The 16,635-nt window shown below is 71.7% G+C and carries 14 protein-coding genes and 1 pseudogene; 9 read left to right on the forward strand and 6 right to left on the reverse strand.

Features of this window, described 5'->3' with window-relative positions; genetic code table 11:
* Positions 1-3: 3 nt before the first annotated feature.
* The 6 genes from ACI2L3_RS00660 (at position 4) to ACI2L3_RS00685 (ending at position 7,196) form a co-directional block, all read left to right on the forward strand.
* Positions 4-1,743, forward strand: coding sequence for an MFS transporter (locus tag ACI2L3_RS00660; protein WP_404750108.1), 1,740 nt, complete (start codon positions 4-6; stop codon positions 1,741-1,743).
* Positions 1,744-1,854: 111 nt separating this feature from the next.
* Positions 1,855-2,505, forward strand: a complete 651-nt coding sequence (locus ACI2L3_RS00665) for a class I SAM-dependent methyltransferase (protein ID WP_404750109.1) — start codon at positions 1,855-1,857, stop codon at positions 2,503-2,505.
* Between the two features lie 79 nt (positions 2,506-2,584).
* Entirely contained in the window at positions 2,585-3,607 is a 1,023-nt protein-coding gene (locus tag ACI2L3_RS00670) for an N-acetylmuramoyl-L-alanine amidase (protein ID WP_404750110.1), read from the forward strand.
* A gap of 1,023 nt (positions 3,608-4,630) precedes the next feature.
* Positions 4,631-4,903, forward strand: a complete 273-nt coding sequence (locus tag ACI2L3_RS00675; RefSeq protein WP_404750111.1) for a hypothetical protein — start codon at positions 4,631-4,633, stop codon at positions 4,901-4,903.
* A 322-nt stretch (positions 4,904-5,225) separates the two neighbouring features.
* Complete coding sequence (locus tag ACI2L3_RS00680; protein WP_404750112.1) at positions 5,226-6,092, forward strand: hypothetical protein; 867 nt, start codon at positions 5,226-5,228, stop codon at positions 6,090-6,092.
* A 93-nt stretch (positions 6,093-6,185) separates the two neighbouring features.
* The gene (locus ACI2L3_RS00685; protein WP_404750113.1) at positions 6,186-7,196 is read left to right on the forward strand and encodes an LLM class F420-dependent oxidoreductase; all 1,011 of its coding nucleotides are present in this window, start codon (positions 6,186-6,188) and stop codon (positions 7,194-7,196) included.
* An 8-nt stretch (positions 7,197-7,204) separates the two neighbouring features.
* Here the strand turns inward: ACI2L3_RS00685 and ACI2L3_RS00690 are convergent, their stop codons facing one another.
* Positions 7,205-7,798 carry a hypothetical protein gene (locus tag ACI2L3_RS00690; RefSeq protein WP_404750114.1) on the reverse strand — a complete coding sequence of 198 codons (594 nt, stop codon included), beginning with the start codon at positions 7,796-7,798 and terminating at the stop codon, positions 7,205-7,207.
* Between the two features lie 133 nt (positions 7,799-7,931).
* Between ACI2L3_RS00690 and ACI2L3_RS00695 the strand changes: the two genes are divergently transcribed.
* On the forward strand, positions 7,932-8,225 hold the full coding sequence (locus ACI2L3_RS00695; RefSeq protein WP_404750115.1) for a hypothetical protein: 294 nt from the start codon (positions 7,932-7,934) through the stop codon (positions 8,223-8,225).
* Between the two features lie 81 nt (positions 8,226-8,306).
* On the opposite strand, the gene ACI2L3_RS00700 is transcribed toward ACI2L3_RS00695, so the two are convergent.
* The 3 genes from ACI2L3_RS00700 to ACI2L3_RS00710 are packed head-to-tail and all read right to left on the reverse strand — an operon-like array spanning position 8,307 to position 11,517.
* The gene (locus ACI2L3_RS00700) at positions 8,307-9,380 is read right to left on the reverse strand and encodes a prenyltransferase/squalene oxidase repeat-containing protein (protein ID WP_404750116.1); all 1,074 of its coding nucleotides are present in this window, start codon (positions 9,378-9,380) and stop codon (positions 8,307-8,309) included.
* On the reverse strand, positions 9,377-10,141 hold the full coding sequence (locus tag ACI2L3_RS00705) for a class I SAM-dependent methyltransferase (RefSeq protein WP_404750117.1): 765 nt from the start codon (positions 10,139-10,141) through the stop codon (positions 9,377-9,379). Before ACI2L3_RS00705 ends, ACI2L3_RS00700 begins: the two co-directional genes overlap by 4 nt.
* Positions 10,141-11,517: a glycosyltransferase family 4 protein gene (locus ACI2L3_RS00710; protein ID WP_404750118.1), complete on the reverse strand. Its 1,377-nt coding sequence runs from the start codon at positions 11,515-11,517 to the stop codon at positions 10,141-10,143. Before ACI2L3_RS00710 ends, ACI2L3_RS00705 begins: the two co-directional genes overlap by 1 nt.
* 214 nt (positions 11,518-11,731) lie before the next feature.
* Here ACI2L3_RS00710 and ACI2L3_RS00715 point away from each other — a divergent pair, with 214 nt between their 5' ends.
* Positions 11,732-12,352: a TetR family transcriptional regulator gene (locus ACI2L3_RS00715; RefSeq protein ID WP_404750119.1), complete on the forward strand. Its 621-nt coding sequence runs from the start codon at positions 11,732-11,734 to the stop codon at positions 12,350-12,352.
* A gap of 349 nt (positions 12,353-12,701) precedes the next feature.
* Positions 12,702-13,046 (forward strand): annotated as a pseudogene (locus ACI2L3_RS00720) (LuxR C-terminal-related transcriptional regulator); the annotation flags it as partial.
* Here the strand turns inward: ACI2L3_RS00720 and ACI2L3_RS00725 are convergent.
* Entirely contained in the window at positions 12,972-14,858 is a 1,887-nt protein-coding gene (locus ACI2L3_RS00725; RefSeq protein WP_404750120.1) for an ATP-binding cassette domain-containing protein, read from the reverse strand. The pseudogene ACI2L3_RS00720 and the gene ACI2L3_RS00725 sit on opposite strands and share 75 nt — an antisense overlap.
* Positions 14,855-16,582, reverse strand: a complete 1,728-nt coding sequence (locus ACI2L3_RS00730; protein ID WP_404750121.1) for an ABC transporter ATP-binding protein — start codon at positions 16,580-16,582, stop codon at positions 14,855-14,857. Before ACI2L3_RS00730 ends, ACI2L3_RS00725 begins: the two co-directional genes overlap by 4 nt.
* Positions 16,583-16,635 lie beyond the last annotated feature (53 nt).

Below are 16,635 nucleotides of genomic sequence, written 5' to 3' on the forward strand. Positions count from 1 at the left end.
GCAATGTCGATGTCGACGACCCACCCACGCGGCATACGCGGAGTCGTCCCCGTACTCGCCTTCTCCGGCATCGTCGTCGCGGTGATGCAGACCCTGCTCGTGCCGGTCATCAAGGACCTGCCGGCCCTGCTGGACACCTCGCCGTCGAACGCCACCTGGGTCATGACGTCGACCCTGCTCGCGGGCGCCGTCTCCACGCCGATCATGGGCCGCCTCGGCGACCTCTACGGCAAGCGGAAGATGCTGCTCACCAGCCTCGCCGTGATGGTCGTCGGCTCGCTGGTCTGCGGCTTCACCGACAACCTGATCGTGATGATCGCGGGCCGCGCGCTGCAGGGCTTCGCCATGGGCGCCATCCCGCTCGGCATCGGCCTGATGCGGGACGAGCTGCCCCGCGAGAAGCTCGGCTCGGCGATGGCCCTGATGAGCTCCTCCATCGGCGTCGGCGGCGGCCTCGCACTGCCGCTCGCCGCGCTCACCGCGCAGCACGCCGACTGGCACGCGCTGTTCTTCGGGGCGGCGGGCCTCGGCGTCCTCGCCATCCTCCTCACCCTCGTCTTCGTGCCGGAGAGCCCGATGCGCGCCGGGGGCACGTTCGACGTGCTCGGCGCGATCGGCCTCTCCGTCGGCCTCGTCCTCTTCCTCCTCCCCATCACCAAGGGCAGCGACTGGGGCTGGACCTCGCCCACCACGCTCGGCCTCTTCGGCGCCGCGGCCGTCGTCCTCGTCCTGTGGGGCGTGATGGAGCTGCGCCTGAAGGCTCCGCTGGTGGACCTGCGCACCACGGCCCGCCGCTCGGTGCTCTTCACCAACCTCGCCTCGATCATGGTCGGCGTCGCCTTCTACGCCGTCTCGCTCGTCCTGCCCCAGCTCCTCCAGCTGCCGACGGCGACCGGCTACGGCCTCGGCCAGTCGATGGTCGTCGCGGGCCTGTGCGTGATGCCGCTCGGCCTGACGATGATGTTCACGGCGCCGGTCTACGCCCGCCTGTCCGCGAAGTACGGCCCGAAGGTGACCCTCATCCTCGGCATGCTGATCATCGCGGTCGGCTACGGCGCCGGGCTCGGCCTGATGAGCGCCGCCTGGCAGACCGTCGTCATCGCGGTGCTCCTCGGCGCGGGCATCGGCCTCGCCTACTCCTCGCTGCCCGCGCTCATCATCGGCTCGGTCGACCCGTCCGAGACGGGCGCGGCCAACGGCCTCAACACGCTGATGCGCTCGATCGGCACGTCGGTGTCGAGCGCCGTGATCGGCATGGTCCTGGCCAACACCGCGGACCACGTCGGGGGCGTCGCCGTACCCACGATGCACGGCTTCCGCGTCTCCTTCCTGATCGCCGCGGGCGCGGTAGCCGTCGGCCTCCTCTTCGCCCTCCTCCTCCCCTCCGCGCGCCGCTCGAAGACCACGCAGCTGCGCGCGAGCAGCGAGGAGGACGCCAACCTGGAGCGCGCCACGGAGGCGCTCGCCGGCTTCCACGGCCGGGTCCGCGACGCGGCCGGGACGCCCGTCCCGCGCGCGAAGGTGACCCTGATCGACCGCGCGGGCCGGCAGGCGGGCGCGGCCCTGACGGACGACGGCGGCCGGTACGAGCTGGCGGTGCCCGGCGACGGTTCCTACGTCCTGGCGGTACGCGCCACGGGCCACGGCCCGCTGGCCTCAGCGGCGGCGCACCCCGGCCGTAACCGTCCGGTCGAGCTGGACCTCGCGTTGCCGACGGAGAGCGAGAGCGACGTCCCGGCCTGAGCGGGGCACACACCACGCGGCACCACGCACCCCCGTCACCTCGGTGGCGGGGGCGCCGTGCATCATGAGCCGGACCGTACCGCCCCACCCGCACACGCCCCGGAGGAAGCCATGGCCGCCGAGCCCAAGCCGGAGATTCTCGCCGCCTTTGAGGCCGCCAAGGGCTTCATGCCCCGTGACGAAGGGCTCGCGCTCTACGCGGCCGCGACGGAAGCCGCGGCGCTCGGGCTGCCCCTTCTCGAGGTCGGCACGTACTGCGGACGCTCCACGATCCTGCTGGCGGACGCGGCCCGGCGGGCCGGGGTCGTCGCGATCACCGTGGACCACCACCGCGGCAGCGAGGAGCAGCAGCCCGGCTGGGAGTACCACGACCCGGAGACCGTGGACCCCGAGGTCGGCCGGATGGACACGCTGCCCACGTTCCGCCGCACGCTGCACAAGGCGGGCCTGGAGGACCACGTGATCGCGGTCGTCGGGCGCTCGCCGCAGGTGGCGAAGGCGTGGGGCGGCGCGCTCGGCCTGGTCTTCATCGACGGCGGCCACACGGACGAGCACGCCACGGCCGACTACGAGGGCTGGGCCCCGCACGTCACCGAGGGCGGGCTGCTCGTCATCCACGACGTGTTCCCCGACCCGGTCGACATCATGACCGGACAGGCGCCGTACCGCGTCTACCTCAGAGCTCTGGAGTCCGGCGCGTTCAAGGAGGTCGCGGCGACGGATTCGCTGCGGGTGCTGCGGCGGGTGGGGGCTGGCGTCTGACCGCCGGCAGCCGCCGTGACTCGGGGGAACCGGCCGCCGAACGGAGCGGGGCCCCGGCCTCACGGATAGGCTCGCCCCCGTGTCGTACGTAGGTCCGGAATTCGATCCGTCCCAGCCGCCCAAGCGCCGCATCGGCCGTCCGCTGACAGTGGCCGTCGCCGTGCTGGTGCCCACCTGCCTGGCGGGCTGGCTCGTCTACCAGGCGACGAGCGGGTCCGACGGGAACGAACCCGCGAGATCGCTGCCCGCGTCGCCGAGCGCGTCCGCCGGACAGGGCGCCCCGTCCGGCTCCACGGCGCCCACCTCCTCGGGAACCAGCAAGCCCGACAAGGAGGATGAAAAGGGCAAGGACGGCAAGGGCGGAGACGGTGAGGACAACGATTCGGCCACGAAGCAGCCTCCTCGCCGGCCCGCCGCCAACGGCCCCCTCAAGGGCAAGGTCGTCGTGGTCGACCCCGGCCACAACCCCGGCAACTTCCGCCACGCCTCCGAGATCAACCGTCAGGTCGACATCGGGACCAACCGCAAGGAGTGCGACACGACCGGCACGTCGACCAACGACGGCTACACGGAGGCGAAGTTCACCCTGGACGTCGCCCGCCGGCTGCGCACACTCCTCGAAAAGCAGGGCGCCACGGTCAAGTTCACCCAGGACGGCGACCGGCCCTGGGGCCCCTGCGTCGACGAGCGCGCCCGCATCGGCAACAAGGCCCACGCCGACGCCGTGGTCTCCATCCACGCCGACGGCTCCGGCGCGGGCAACCGCGGCTACCACGTGATCCTGCCCGCGAAGGTGAAGTCCGGCGCGGCCGACACCTCGGCGATCGTCGCCCCCTCCGAGGAGCTGGGCACCCGCATCGCCGGCGCCTTCATCGGCGCGACCGGTACCGGCCCCTCCAACTACATCGGCGACGGCACCGGCCTCGACGTCCGCAGGGACCTCGGCGGCCTCAACCTCTCCACCGTCCCCAAGGTGTTCATCGAGTGCGGCAACATGCGCGACGCGAAGGACGCGGCCCTGCTGAAGAGCGGCACGTGGCGCCAGAAGGCGGCGCAGGGCATTTCCGAGGGAATCGCGGGATTCCTGCGCCAGCGCTCATGACGCGCGCCACGGCGCCGGAGAGCCCCGCGTTTCAACTCAACCTCAGTCATCCGACTCCCACGCCGTATGAGTCAATCTCTCGGCGCCACACTTCTCGCATTGCATTGATGAATACCAGCGGATGCGCCCTCTCGGCCAGAACTCCTGAGCCATACGCTGATCCTTACCACTCTCCACAACGAGCCAGCAATGAATAACTCCGGGCGTTCCCTCTTGATCCCCGGGTCGACACGTAGCTTTCGCCAGCCTGGCCCTTCCATCCCTTTCGGCCGCCTTGCCTTTCGCCCTCTCCCTTCTCTTGTATTCTGGCGTCCCTTCGAGAACGGCCCGCCCCGCAACCAGGGTCCCCAGCGCCTGCACCACAAACCCCAACAGCAGAACAGCCGCAACAAACCCCAGGAAGAACAACATCCCAATCCACCAGGAATTTGCGGTATACCCATTGGAACGCTCTTCGGAATCCAGTGATTTCGTTGCCAGAATATAACAGGCGCCCCCGGCAAATGGCATCGCGAGCATTGCGCAACCGAACTTCGGGATTCTGGTCTTCCGCTCCATCCGGACCGCCAAGCAAATCGAAAGCGCTACCGAGGTGTGGCACTACTCGTCAGGCGTGCCGATCACCGAGTCTGAATGATTTTGTCACAATACTCACACGGGTCGTTATGCCCATCCCGAACCCATGTCTCACGACCGCAATGGGGACAGGTAACCTTGATGTTCTGCCCGTAACCAGGCATGTGAATACCCTCATTTCCACTGCCGCACCGGTGAGGCTTCGCGCCACCAGGATTGCAATGAGCGAAATGCACCCTTGCCCCTGCCCGCCGGGTTACTGAAATCCTGCACTAGAATTCACCGAGGCGCCATACGCCATACGTCCCATTTCCACCCCGTGCCTCGTTCACGCGTTCGGGCGGTGCCTGCGTGTGAGGCCGCCCACTTTCTGACAATTCGCGTGCAACGGACCCATCCGATCGCGGCCGGCGCCCCGAGCAGGATGGCAAGCAGCACGAAACCGGGATGCACTACGTGCACGCCCGCAAGAACTGCGATCCCGACCGCAATCAGCATGACCACCTCCGCTTCAGCCTGACTGATCGGAGTTCCTGCCGAGTTGAACACCACGTCACCGTGGATGGCCCCGGACTGCACCACATGGCCTGCGACGCGACACCGCGCCACCGTCCGTGGACCCGTCGCAGCACCGCACGCCGTCCCGGCCGCGACGCCCGCCTACACGCTCCCCTCGTGGGCGAAATCGCGCAGACCAGCGCGGACATGCTGTTCACCTGACATTCCGCGCGTCGTCGTCGAGGACGCCCGGACACAGAGCCGCCTCGACCAGTCGCTCACCGACGGAGACGAAGAAGCTCACGTCGTCCTCAATGTCATCGACCTGGTGGCCCTCTGAGCCAGCGTGCTTGCGTCACGGACAGGCAACTGGAAGATCTTCATCTCGTGAAGGTCTTTATGCGGAGCAGACACCCCACCCGCGCGGAGGATAGTGTCATCCGTACGATGAGGGGCCACCCCCGCGCTTCGCGCACCGCGACACGACCGCGACCACTGCGACAGCGACGCCTCCACTGACGAGACGACTGACGAAGGACCTGAAGTGAATTTCCGCTCCCTCACTCGAGGCGACGGCGTGGTGATCGGAGCAGCGGTGTTGCTCTTCATCGCCTCGTTCCTCGACACCTTTGACGCCGATGGCCCCAACAGCGACAAGCTGCCGAGCGCCTGGGACAACGGCAACCTGCTGCTCAGTGTGTACCTGCTCGGCATCATCGGTGCCGTACTCATCGTCGTGGGCCGCGCGCTGCCGCAGCAGCGCAAGGTCGCGGGCCTGGACCTCGGCCAGCTCGGTGTGGCGTTCGCCATCGCCGCCGCCTGGAGCTCGCTCGGTGCGATCTTCGACACCGACCAGTCGTACAACTTCTTCTTCGACAGCGAGCTCGGCGGCGGTGACTCCCCCGACGCCGGCGTCGGCCTCATCCTCGGTCTGATCGCCGCCCTGGTGCTCGCCGCCGGTGCCATCGCGACCCTGGTCGTTCCCGCCCTGAAGGCCCCCCTCATGGGCGCCCCCCGTCCGGCCGCCCCGCAGCCCTACGGCGGTCAGCCGCAGGGTGGCTACGGCTACCCGGGCGCCGGTGCGGGTCAGCCGCAGCCGGGTGCGCCCTATGGCGGGCAGCCGGGGCAGCCGCAGGGCGGTCAGTCCTTCGGTGGGCAGCCGCAGCCGCAGGCCGGGCAGACCCCGCCGCCCGCGCAGGCGCAGCCGGCCGGTGACTTCTCGCCGTTCTGGTTCGCCGTGCCGGTGCCGCGTCCGCTGTACGCGGAGGACGGTTCGCCGACGCCGATCGCCGAACTGGCGCCCGGCACCTGGTACTTGGCCGTCGAGCAGCGCGGCCCCGGCCTGGTGGCCCAGACGCAGGACGGCCGTCGCGGTGTCCTCCAGGACACCACGGGGATTCAGCGCGGCTGACGTCCCGCACAGCGGTACCGCGGCCCCTCGCCCTTCCGGGCGGGGGGCCGTTGTCGTACAGTCGCCCCTCGTTCCCGTCGACTGGGAGGGCTTATGCGGCTCGGGCTCGCACTCGGATACTGGGGGCGCGGCCCCGACCCCGGGCACGTCGCCCTCGCCCAGGAGGCCGAGCGGCTCGGCTACGACTCCGTGTGGACCGCCGAGGCGTGGGGCTCGGACGCCTTCACGCCGCTGACCTGGATCGCCGCGCGCACGTCGCGGATCAAGTTGGGCACGGCCGTCGCGCAGATGGCGGCCCGTTCCCCCGTCACCACCGCCATGCACGCGCTCACCCTCGACCACCTCTCCGGCGGGCGGATGATGCTCGGCCTCGGGCTGTCCGGACCGCAGGTGGTGGAGGGCTGGTACGGGCGGCCGTTCCCCCGGTCGCCGCTGACCGCGACGCGCGAGTACGTGGAGGTGATCCGGCAGGTCCTGCGGCGCGAGGGGCCGGTGGAGGTGGCGGGACGGTTCCACTCCCACCCGTACGGCGGTGAGGACAGCACCGGGCTCGGCAAGGCCCTCAAGCCGATCACCCATCCCCTGCGTGCCGATCTGCCCGTCCTGCTCGGCGCGGAGGGTCCCAAGAACATCGCGCAGACGACGCGGATCGCGGACGGGTGGCTGCCGTTGTACTGGTCGCCGCTGCGGACGGATGCCTACGAGGCCTCGCTCGCCGACGTCGGCGAGGGCTTCCTGATCGCGCCCATGGCCCGCGCCAAGGTCTGTGACGACGTCGCCGAAGGGCTGCTGCCCGTCAAGGCCATGCTCGGCCTCTACATCGGCGGAATGGGGCACTCCGCCCGCAACTTCCACGCTGACCTGATGGCGCGCATGGGGTACGAGGCGGAGGCCCGGCGCATCCAGGAGCTGTTCCTCGCGGGGCGCAGGGAAGAGGCGGTCCTCGCCGTGCCCGACGCCTTCGCCGACGAGATCTCCCTGGTCGGGCCGCGTGCGCGGATCGCGGAGCGGCTCGAGCTGTGGCGCAAGGGTCCGGTGACGGACCTGCTCGTGCTCGCCCCGGACCCGCACACGCTGCGGGTCCTCGCCGAGCTCAACTCATAGCGGGCGGGTCACTCAGCGCCCTTCGACAGCTCGCCCGCCGACGGCACCTTGTCCTTGACCTCGGCACCCGCTTTGCTGCCCGCGCCCTTCACGTCCTTGATGATGTCGTCGAAGGAGTTCACGACCGAGTCCGTCCCCTCGCCCTTGCGGAGCTTGGAGGGGAGGTCCTTCAGGGCGTCGATGCCGGAGGTGAGCGGGGCCACCGCCTTGGAGAGGGTGGGGTCGCCCTTCGCGTTCTTCGTCGCGGCCTTCAGCCTGTTGTACGTGAACGCGCCCGCGAGGCCCGCCTTGACCAGGGCGAACTTGCGGCCGTTGGCGCCCTTCTTGAACTTGCCCGCGCGGTAGGGCTTCACGATCCACTGGTAGGTCGCGCCCGCGGCGAGCCCCGCGTTGGCGACGAAGCGGGTCTTGGCGAACTTCTGCTTCTCGGCGCTGGCGCTGGCGCTGGTGGACGGGGCGGACGCGGCGGCGGTGTCCTCCTTGCTGCCGCCGCAGGCCGTCGCACCGGCCAGCAGGGTGCAGCAGAGCGTGAGGGAAACTCCGGCGCGGCGGACGGTTACGGTGCTGGGCACGACGGGGGCCTCCAGGCGTGAGCCCGGCATGAGCCGGGCGTGAGCTGAGTGGCGCGCGCGGGAGAGCGCGGGCCTCTTCGCAGGCTCACTCGGCCCGCCGCGCCCCGCCACTGGAGCGGCCCGAACGGGTTTCGAACAGGGCCCTCCCCGGTACCCGGGCTCCATGTCTCCCACGCGGAACTCCCACGGCAGCACCGCGGCACGGGTCATCGCGCTCGTCGCCGACGTCATGGCCGCCATCCTCGGCCTGTGGATCCTGATGTACCTGCTGGACGCGAACCGCGCCAACGACCTCGTCCAGTTCATCCACGACGTCGCCCGCTGGCTGGCCGGCTGGTCCCACGACCTGTTCACCTTCGACGAGAACTGGGCCCGCGTCGTCGCCGGCTACGGCCTCGCCGCGGTGGTCTACCTGTTCATCGGCCACGCGGTCGCGGGCCGCCTGCGCCGCTACTGAGGCACGCGTCCCGTAAGGGGCGCGGGGAACTGCGCGCTCAGCCACGTCCGGCCCGCGGAACACCCACCGCCCCGCGAAGCGTCAGTCGCAGCAGTCCGGGGCGAGTCCCCGCGGCAGATGGTCACCCGAGAAGACCGCGCAGGTCGCCTCGTCGCCGCCCAGTGCCGCCACCGCGAGGAGCAAGGAGCCCGCCGTCCAGGTGGTGAGTTCCTCGGGCCAGATCGCCTTGTCGTCGAAGACGTAGCCCGTCCAGTAGAGGCCCGAGGCCGGGTCGCGGAGGTGCTGGATGGACTGGAGGATCTCCAGGGCGCGGTCGGATTCGCCCAGCACCCAGAGGGCGAGGGCGAGTTCGGCGCTCTCGCCGCCGGTGACCCAGGGGTTCGGGATCACGCAGCGCACCCCGAGGCCGGGGACGACGAAGCGGTCCCAGCTCTCCTCTATGCGCGCCTTGGCCTCCGTGCCGGTGAGCGCGCCGCCGAGGACCGGGTAGTACCAGTCCATCGAGTAGCGGTTCTTGTCGAGGAAGCGCTCGGGGTGGCGGCGGATCGCGTGGGCGAGGGCACCGGCCGCCAACTCCCAGTCGGGCTGGGGCTCGTCGCGCTGTTCCGCGATGGCGAGGGCGCAGCGCAGTGCCTGGTGGATGGAGGAGGAGCCGGTCAGGAGGGCGTCCGTGACGGGCGTGCCGTCGTCCTCCCGCTTCCAGCCGATCTGGCCGCCTGGCTGCTGCAGCGCCAGGACGAACTCGACGGCGGCGACCACGGCGGGCCACATGCGGTCCAGGAACGCCTCGTCGCCGGTGGAGAGGTAGTGGTGCCAGACGCCGACCGCGAGGTACGCGCAGAAGTTGGTCTCGCGGCCGCGGTCGGTGACGTCGTGCGGGTCGCCGTCGGCGTACGCCGCGTACCAGGAGCCGTCCGGGTTCTGGTGGCGGACGAGCCACTCGTAGGCGCGCTCGGCGGCCGCGTGCTCGCCCGACGCGTCGAGCGCCATCGCGGCCTCGGTGTGGTCCCACGGGTCGAGGTGGTGGCCGCGGAACCACGGGATGGCGCCGTCCTCGCGCTGGACGGAGAGGATGCCGCGTACCGTCGCCGCGGCCTGATCGGCCGTCAGGACGCCGGGCAGGACGAGGTGTTCGGTCCGCTCCGGGCTCGTCACTTGGCGGCCACCGCGGCGTCGGCGGAGTCTGCGGCTGCGTCCACCGGCAGGTGCGGCTTGGTCGCGTACGCCACGAAGCTCTTGCCGACCACGGGGTTCAGCAGCTGCTCGGCGACGCGCGTGGCGAGGGGCTTCTTCATGATGTCCCAGACCAGGAGCTTGTGGTACGCGCGCACCGGCAGCGCCTTGTCGTTGTCGACGCCGAACGCGCACTTCAGCCACCAGTACGGCGAGTGCAGCGCGTGCGCGTGGTGGGTGCCGTACGGCTTGAGTCCGGCTTCCTTCATCCGCCCGAGGAGTTCGTCCGCCTTGTAGATGCGGATGTGGCCGCCCTCGACCTCGTGGTAGGCGTCGGAGAGCGCCCAGCAGACCTTCTCGGGGCCGTAGCGCGGGACGGTCACCGCGATGCGGCCGCCGGGCTTGAGGACGCGGACCATCTCCGCGAGGACGCCCTTGTCGTCGGGGATGTGCTCCATGACCTCGGAGATGATCACGACGTCGAACGACTCGTCGGGGAAGGGGAGGTTGAGCGCGTCGCCCTCCATCGCGGTGGCCGTCGCGCCCGCCGGCGCCTCGCCCGCCTCCTTCATCGCGGCGAACCACTTGGCGACCTCGCGGATCTCCTCGGTGTTCTGGTCGAGGGCCACCACCCGCGCGCCGCGCCGGTAGCACTCGAAGGCGTGCCGGCCCGCGCCGCAGCCCAGGTCGAGGACGCGGTCGCCCGCGGCGAGCGGGAAGCGGGTGAAGTCGACGGTCAGCATCAGCGATGGCTCCCGGAGTGCGTCGAGTACGTCGTGGTGGCCGCGGCGGCGCGGCCGGGGTTCGTGGCCGCGGCGCGGGCGATGGCCTCGCGGTAGCGGTCGGCGGTGCCCTTGGCGGCCTGCGCCCAGGTGAACTTGGCGAGGACCCGTGCGCGGCCCGCCGCGCCGAGGCGCGCCCGCAGCTCCGGGTCGCCGAGGAGCCGGTTGAGGCCGACGGCCAGCGCGCCCGCGTCGCCCGGCGGGACCGCGAGGCAGGTTTCGCCGTCGGGGCCCGCGACCTCCGGGATCGCGCCGCCGGTGGTGGCGAGGAGCGGGGTGCCGGTGGCCATCGCCTCGGCCGCGGGGAGCGAGAACCCCTCGTACAGCGAGGGGACGCAGGCGACCTGCGCCGAGCGGACGAGGTCGACGAGTTCGGCGTCGGTGATGCCCTTGACGAACTCGACGGCTCCTTCGAGGCCGTACCGCTCGATGGCCTGGGCGACGGGCCCGTCCTCGGCGCGCTTGCCGACGACGACGAGGTGGGCGCCGGGGTGTTCGGCGCGGGCCTTGGCGAGCGCCTCGACGAGGTGGACGAGGCCCTTGAGGGGGACGTCGGCGCTGGAGGTGGTCACGATCCGGCCCGGCACTTCGGGGACGGCCGGGTCCGGCGAGAAGAGGCCGGTGTCGGCGCCGATGTGGACGACGCTGATCCGGTCGTCGCGGACGCCGAGGTGGTCGATGATCTCCTGGCGGGAGGTGCCGGAGACGGTGAGGACCGAGGGCAGGCGGCGGGCGACGCGCTTCTGCATGCGGGTGAACGCGTACCAGCGGCGGACGGAGGCGCGGCGCTTCCAGTCGGGCGCGGCGTCCAGCTCCAGCCGCCGGTCGACGGTGATGGGGTGGTGGATGGTGGTGACCAGGGGCGCGCCGAGGTCGCCGAGGAGGCCGTAGCCGAGGGTCTGGTTGTCGTGCACGACGTCGAAGTCGCCGCGCCGGGCGCGCAGGTGGCGGCGGGCCCGCAGGCTGAAGGTGGCGGGCTCGGGGAAGCCGCCGGTCCACATCGTCGCCACTTCGAGGGCGTCGATCCAGTCGCGGTACTCGTCGCGCTTCGGGGTGCGGAAGGGGTCGGGCGAGCGGTAGAGGTCGAGGCTGGGCAGCTCGGTGAGCTTGAGGCCGCCGAGTTCCTCGCCCTCGTCCAGTACCGGGTAGGGCTGGGCGCCGATCACTTCGACGCTGTGGCCGAGCCGGGCGAGTTCGCGCGAGAGATGGCGTACGTAGACGCCCTGTCCCCCGCAGAACGGGTTCCCTTTGTACGTGAGGAGCGCGATGCGCAACGGGCGCTCGCCGTCCGCTCCGGAACCCTTTCGGGGGCCGGCTTCCATGGCCTCAGCGGTCACTCTCGGCCCCCTTCTCCCTGCAGTTCTCCGCGAGGTTACGCCGGGACGGTAATCTAGAACAAGTTTCAGACTTGATCGCTGAATGATCGCTGAACGAGCTTTGAATCTACCGGCAGGTAGGCGAGGTGTAAGGCCCGGATCAGGTGATTCGCGCCACCACGGGGTCCCTGCCATGCTGTGCGATCTCGCGAGGCGTTTTCGGAGGGGCATCGACATGACAGCGGAAGTCAAGGCGGCGAACCCTGCGGCGCCGCCCCTCACCGAGCGCCAGGAGGCGCGCCGCCGCCGCATCCTGCACGCCAGCGCCCAACTGGCCAGCCGGGGCGGCTTCGACGCCGTGCAGATGCGGGAGGTGGCCGAGGCCGCCGGTGTCGCCCTCGGCACCCTTTACCGCTACTTCCCCTCCAAGGTCCACCTCCTGGTCGCCACCATGCAGGACCAGCTGCAGCACATGCACACGACGATCAGGAAGCGCCCGCCGGCCGGCGAGACGCCCGCGGAGCGGGTCGCCGAGACGCTGATGCGGGCGTTCCGCGCGCTGCAGCGCGAGCCGCACCTGGCGGACGCGATGGTGCGGGCGCTGACCTTCGCGGACCGCTCGGTGAGCCCCGAGGTCGACACGGTCTCCCGGCTGACCACGGCGATCATCCTGGACGCGATGGGGCTGACCGAGACGCCGACCGCGCGGCAGCTCTCCGCGGTGCGGGTGATCGAGCACACCTGGCACTCGGCGCTGATCACCTGGCTCTCGGGCCGGGCCTCGATCGCCCAGGTGAAGATCGACATCGAAACGGTGTGCGGACTCATCGACCTGACGGCTGAGCCCCGGACGTAAAGAAGCCCGCCCCGCCGTCTGCCGCACGGGGGGCGCACAGTCGTATGGCAAATGCGCCCCTTGGCTCACCCTTGGCCAGTTCTCAGCGTCACGACCGGGGTACTCACCGCTATGAATGGTCAGCGTGCTTGAACGGAGCAACCGGAAGCGGGGGGCTGGAGGGGCAAGTGTGATCCGGGTTCTTCTCGTGCACGACGCCTGTCTGTTGCGAATGGCTCTGGCGGAACAACTCGCCCGAGAGCCGGATCTGGAGGTGTTCCACGCGCCGTGGTCACACGCGCGCGGCCGTCATCGCAGCGTAAGACCGGACCTTTGCGTGGTGGATCTCGACGACGAGGCCACCTACGCGATGGACCCGCTCGGCGAGCTGACCGGGCCCTCGGCACTCGGGAGGGGCTGCCGGGTCCTGGTGCTCGCCACGGCCAACCGGCCGGGGCAGCTGCGGAGGGCGGCGGAGGCGGACGCGCTCGGTTACGTGAACAAGGCGAGCCCGCCGGAACGGCTGCTCGCCGGGATAAGACAGGTGGCGGCAGGTCAGCGGTTCGTCGACGAGTCGCTGGGGTTCGGCTTCCTCAAGGCCGCGCAAATGCCGCTGACCCGAAGGGAGTTGAGCGTTCTCTCACTCGCCGCCGGGGGTGCGTCGGTCTCCGAGATCGCGAACAGTCTCCATCTGTCCAACGGAACGGTGCGCAACTACATGGCCGCGATCACCCGCAAGACCGGGGCGCGGAACAGGATCGACGCCATAAGGATCTCGCAGGGCGAGGGATGGGTGTGAGCCGGCCCGCGGCTCTCCCCAGCCCCCCGCCCCGTTGAGGTCCCGGTAGAGAGAGGACCGCTCCATCAGCTCGTCGTGCCGCCCGCACAGGGCATGCGCCCCGTCCATCACCAGGACGCGGTCGGCACGGCGGGCCGAGCTGATCCGGTGGGCGATCACCACCAGGGTGCCGCCTGGGCGGGCCGCGAACGCCCGCTCGGCTCGCGCCTCCGCGACCGGGTCGAGGTGACAGGTCGCCTCGTCGAGGATCGCCAGCGGGGCGTACGCGAGGTGCGCGCGGGTCAGCGCGATCAACTGCCGCTCCCCGGCCGACAGTTCCGCGGGCACGAGGGTGGCGTCGAGTCCGCCGAGCCGCTCGATCAGCGGGGCCAGGCCGACGGCCTCGGCGGCGGTGGTCATCTCCCGCTCCGGGACGGGGTCCGCCCGTAGGTAGCGCAGGTTGTCGCGGAGCGTCCCGGTGAAGACGTACGCCTCCTGCGGAATGAGGACGCGCCGCCCCACAGCTCCCTCCCCGCACACGGGCATTCCGTCGACCCACACGTTTCCGGCGTCCGGTTCGAGGAGCCCGGCAGCAATTCCGGCCAAAGTTGACTTGCCGATCCCGCTGGGTCCGACGACGGCGAGATGCTCCCCGCGGGCGACGGTGAGATCCAGGTCCCGCAGGACGGGCTCGGCGTGCGGGCCGTAGGCGAAGGTGAGGGAGGAGAGGCGGAGGGCGGGGGTCTCGCCCCCGCGGACCTCGGCTTCCGCACCGGCCTCCGCCTCGCCCTCCACCGAGGGAGGCGCGTCGGCTTCCGGCGGTCGGTCCCACGTCAGGCGGCGCAGGACGATCGCCAGGCGCGACCCGCTCGTGCCGAGGCCGTTGATCAGGTTGTGGAGGGCGGGCAGGAGGGCCTGGGTGACGTAGGCGAGGGCGCCCACCAGGGCGCCGGGGGTCACTCCGTTGTCGAGGAGCCAGGGGCCCGTGGCGAGGAGCAGGACGAGCGGGAGCTGGCCGCCGGTCGCGAGGGCCGCCGTGCGCAGGACGCCCCAGCGGGCGAGCGCGCCGGCCGCCGCGTACTCCTGGGCGACGCCCCGGTCCAGATCCTCGGCGACGCCCTGCTCCGCGCCGGCCGCCGCGACGTCCCGCAACCCCGGGGCGACCACGCCCAGTTGACCGGCGAGGCGTTCGTCGGCGATCAGGAAGTCCTCCTGCCGCCGGGCCAGCGGACGCAGCGACGCCACGAAGAGGCCGATGCCCGCGAGGAGCGGCGGCGCGACCACGAGGAGAAGGAGCGGGTCGAGCGAGAAGAGGCCGGCCAGCGCGCCGGCCGCCGTGAAGACGAAGGAGCGGGAGACCATCACGAGGCCCGCGAAGGTGTCCCTGGCGATCTCCACCTGCTGGGTGAGCCGGGACACGGCGGCGCCGTCCGCGTCGCGCAGGCCGCGCCCGACGACCTGCCGCACGAGCGAGTCCCGCAGCGGCTCGACCAGGTCGGCGACCGCGCGGTACACCTGCCCCGTGCCGTACGCGGCGACCAGTACCCCGAGCGCCGCAGCGCCCAGCCAGCCGAGGCCGACCGCCTCGCGTCCGTCGAGGAACCCGTCGTCCAGGGCGTGCGCGAGGGCGTACCCGGTGAGGAACGTCTGGCCGGTCTCCAGGACGGACCAGATCGCGAGCCGCAGCACCACCGGCCACCTGCGCCGCAGGAACCGGACGCCTCGACGGTAGGGCGACGACGGGTTCACGCGCCGAACACCTCCCGGTACTCCGGGCGTTCCCACAGTTCGGCGTGGGTGCCCACCGCCCTGATGCGGCCCTCGTGCAGCCAGGCCACCGCGTCGGCGCGGTCCGCCGTCGCCGCCCGGTGGGCGATGATGAGGCGGCTGCGGTGCGGGGTGTGGCGGAGCAGGGCCTCGGCGATGTGGTGTTCCGTCACGGTGTCCAGGCTGGACATGGCGTCGTCGAGGATGAGGAGGCGGCCACCGCGCGCGAACGCCCGTGCCAGGCCCAGGCGTTGGGCCTCGCCGCCGGAGAGCGGCGCCTCGGCGCAGGGCGTGGCGTAGCCGGCCGGGAGGCGGGTGATGAACGTGTCGGCGCGGGCCGCGCGGGCGGCGTCGCGGATGCGCTCGGGTCCTGGGCGCGGGGCTCCGAAGCCGATCGTCTCCTCCAGGGTGTCGCCGAGCAGCGCGGGCCGCTCGAAGGCGTAGCCGACCTCGCGGCGCAGTTCCTCGCGGCCGAGCGTGTCCAGGGGGACGCCGTCGAGGCGTACGACGCCTTCGTCGGGGTCGGCGAGCCGGCCCGCGAGGGAGGCGAGCAGTGACTTGCCGGCGCCGGACCGGCCGACCACGGCGACCGTGGCGCCCGCGGGCACGGTCAGGTCGACGCCGTCGAGCACGGCGCGTCCGCCGCGGGTCGCCCGGACCCCGCGCAGTTCCAGCAAGCCGTCGCCGGGCGGGAGTTGGGCCTTTCCGTACGCGGTCGGGGGTTCGTCGAGGACCTCCGCGAGACGGCGTGCCGCGGCCCTGGCCCGTACCAGGCCGCTCAGCTGTCCGACGAGCATGCCGATGCCGGTGGCGAGGACCGCGTACCGGGTCGCGGCCAGCAGGTCGCCGACGCTGATGCGCCCGTCGAGCACGAGGTGGCCCGCCACCGCGGCGACCGCGATCTGCAGGAGCGGCGCGACGGCGACGGCCTGCGCCTGGGAGCGGCCCTGGACCCGCCACATCCGGTGGCCCTGGCGGGAGAGTTCGGGGAGGGTCCGCAGGACGCGGTCTTCCTCCTTGTCCTCGGTGTGCGCCGCCGCGATGGTGCGCGCACCGCCGATCGCCTCGCTGAGGCGGCCCGCGATGTCGCCCTGGACCCGCTGGTAGCGGGCCACGCAGTCGGAGGAGACGCGCACGAACGCCCGCAGGAGCAGGAAGAGGACGGGCGCGCCGACGACGAACACGACGGCGAGCCAGCCGTCGATGAGGGCGAGCGCGATCACGGCGCCGACGGGGGTGACCAGGGCGGCGAGGAGCGCGGCGAAGGTGGCGGGCGCGATGCCCGCGTGTGCCGCGTTGTCGATGAGGCGGGCCACCAGGTCGCCGGGGGCGAAGCGGGCGGTGGTGCGCGGTCCGACGGCGAGGACGTGGCGGGTGACGCGGCCGCGCAGCCAGGCCGTGGTGCGGGCGTTGGTGGTGCCGGTGAGGACGCCGTCGACGGCGTCGAGGAGGGCGCTCACGCCGATCAGCGCCGCGCAGGCGAGGATCCAGCGGGTGGTGTCGGGGTCGGCGCGGCCGGCCAGGTGGCCGGTGAGGACGGCGTCCAGGGCGCGGCCGATCGCGAGCGGCAGGAGCAGTGTCGCGCCCGACCCCGCGACGGCGCAGAGCGCCAGGATCGCGCAGCGGGCGGCGCTGTACCGGGTCGCCGCGCCCAGCAGGCGGGTGTCGGCGGCGGGTTGTCGGGGACGGGTGGTCGTCGTCGCCATGCGGTCCGGGTCTCCGTCGCCTCGTCTCCGGTGGTCAGCGGCGGTGGCAGTGG

Origin of the sequence: Streptomyces sp. NPDC029674 (assembly GCF_044903205.1) — a bacterium.
In the GTDB taxonomy this organism is placed as follows: domain Bacteria; phylum Actinomycetota; class Actinomycetes; order Streptomycetales; family Streptomycetaceae; genus Streptomyces.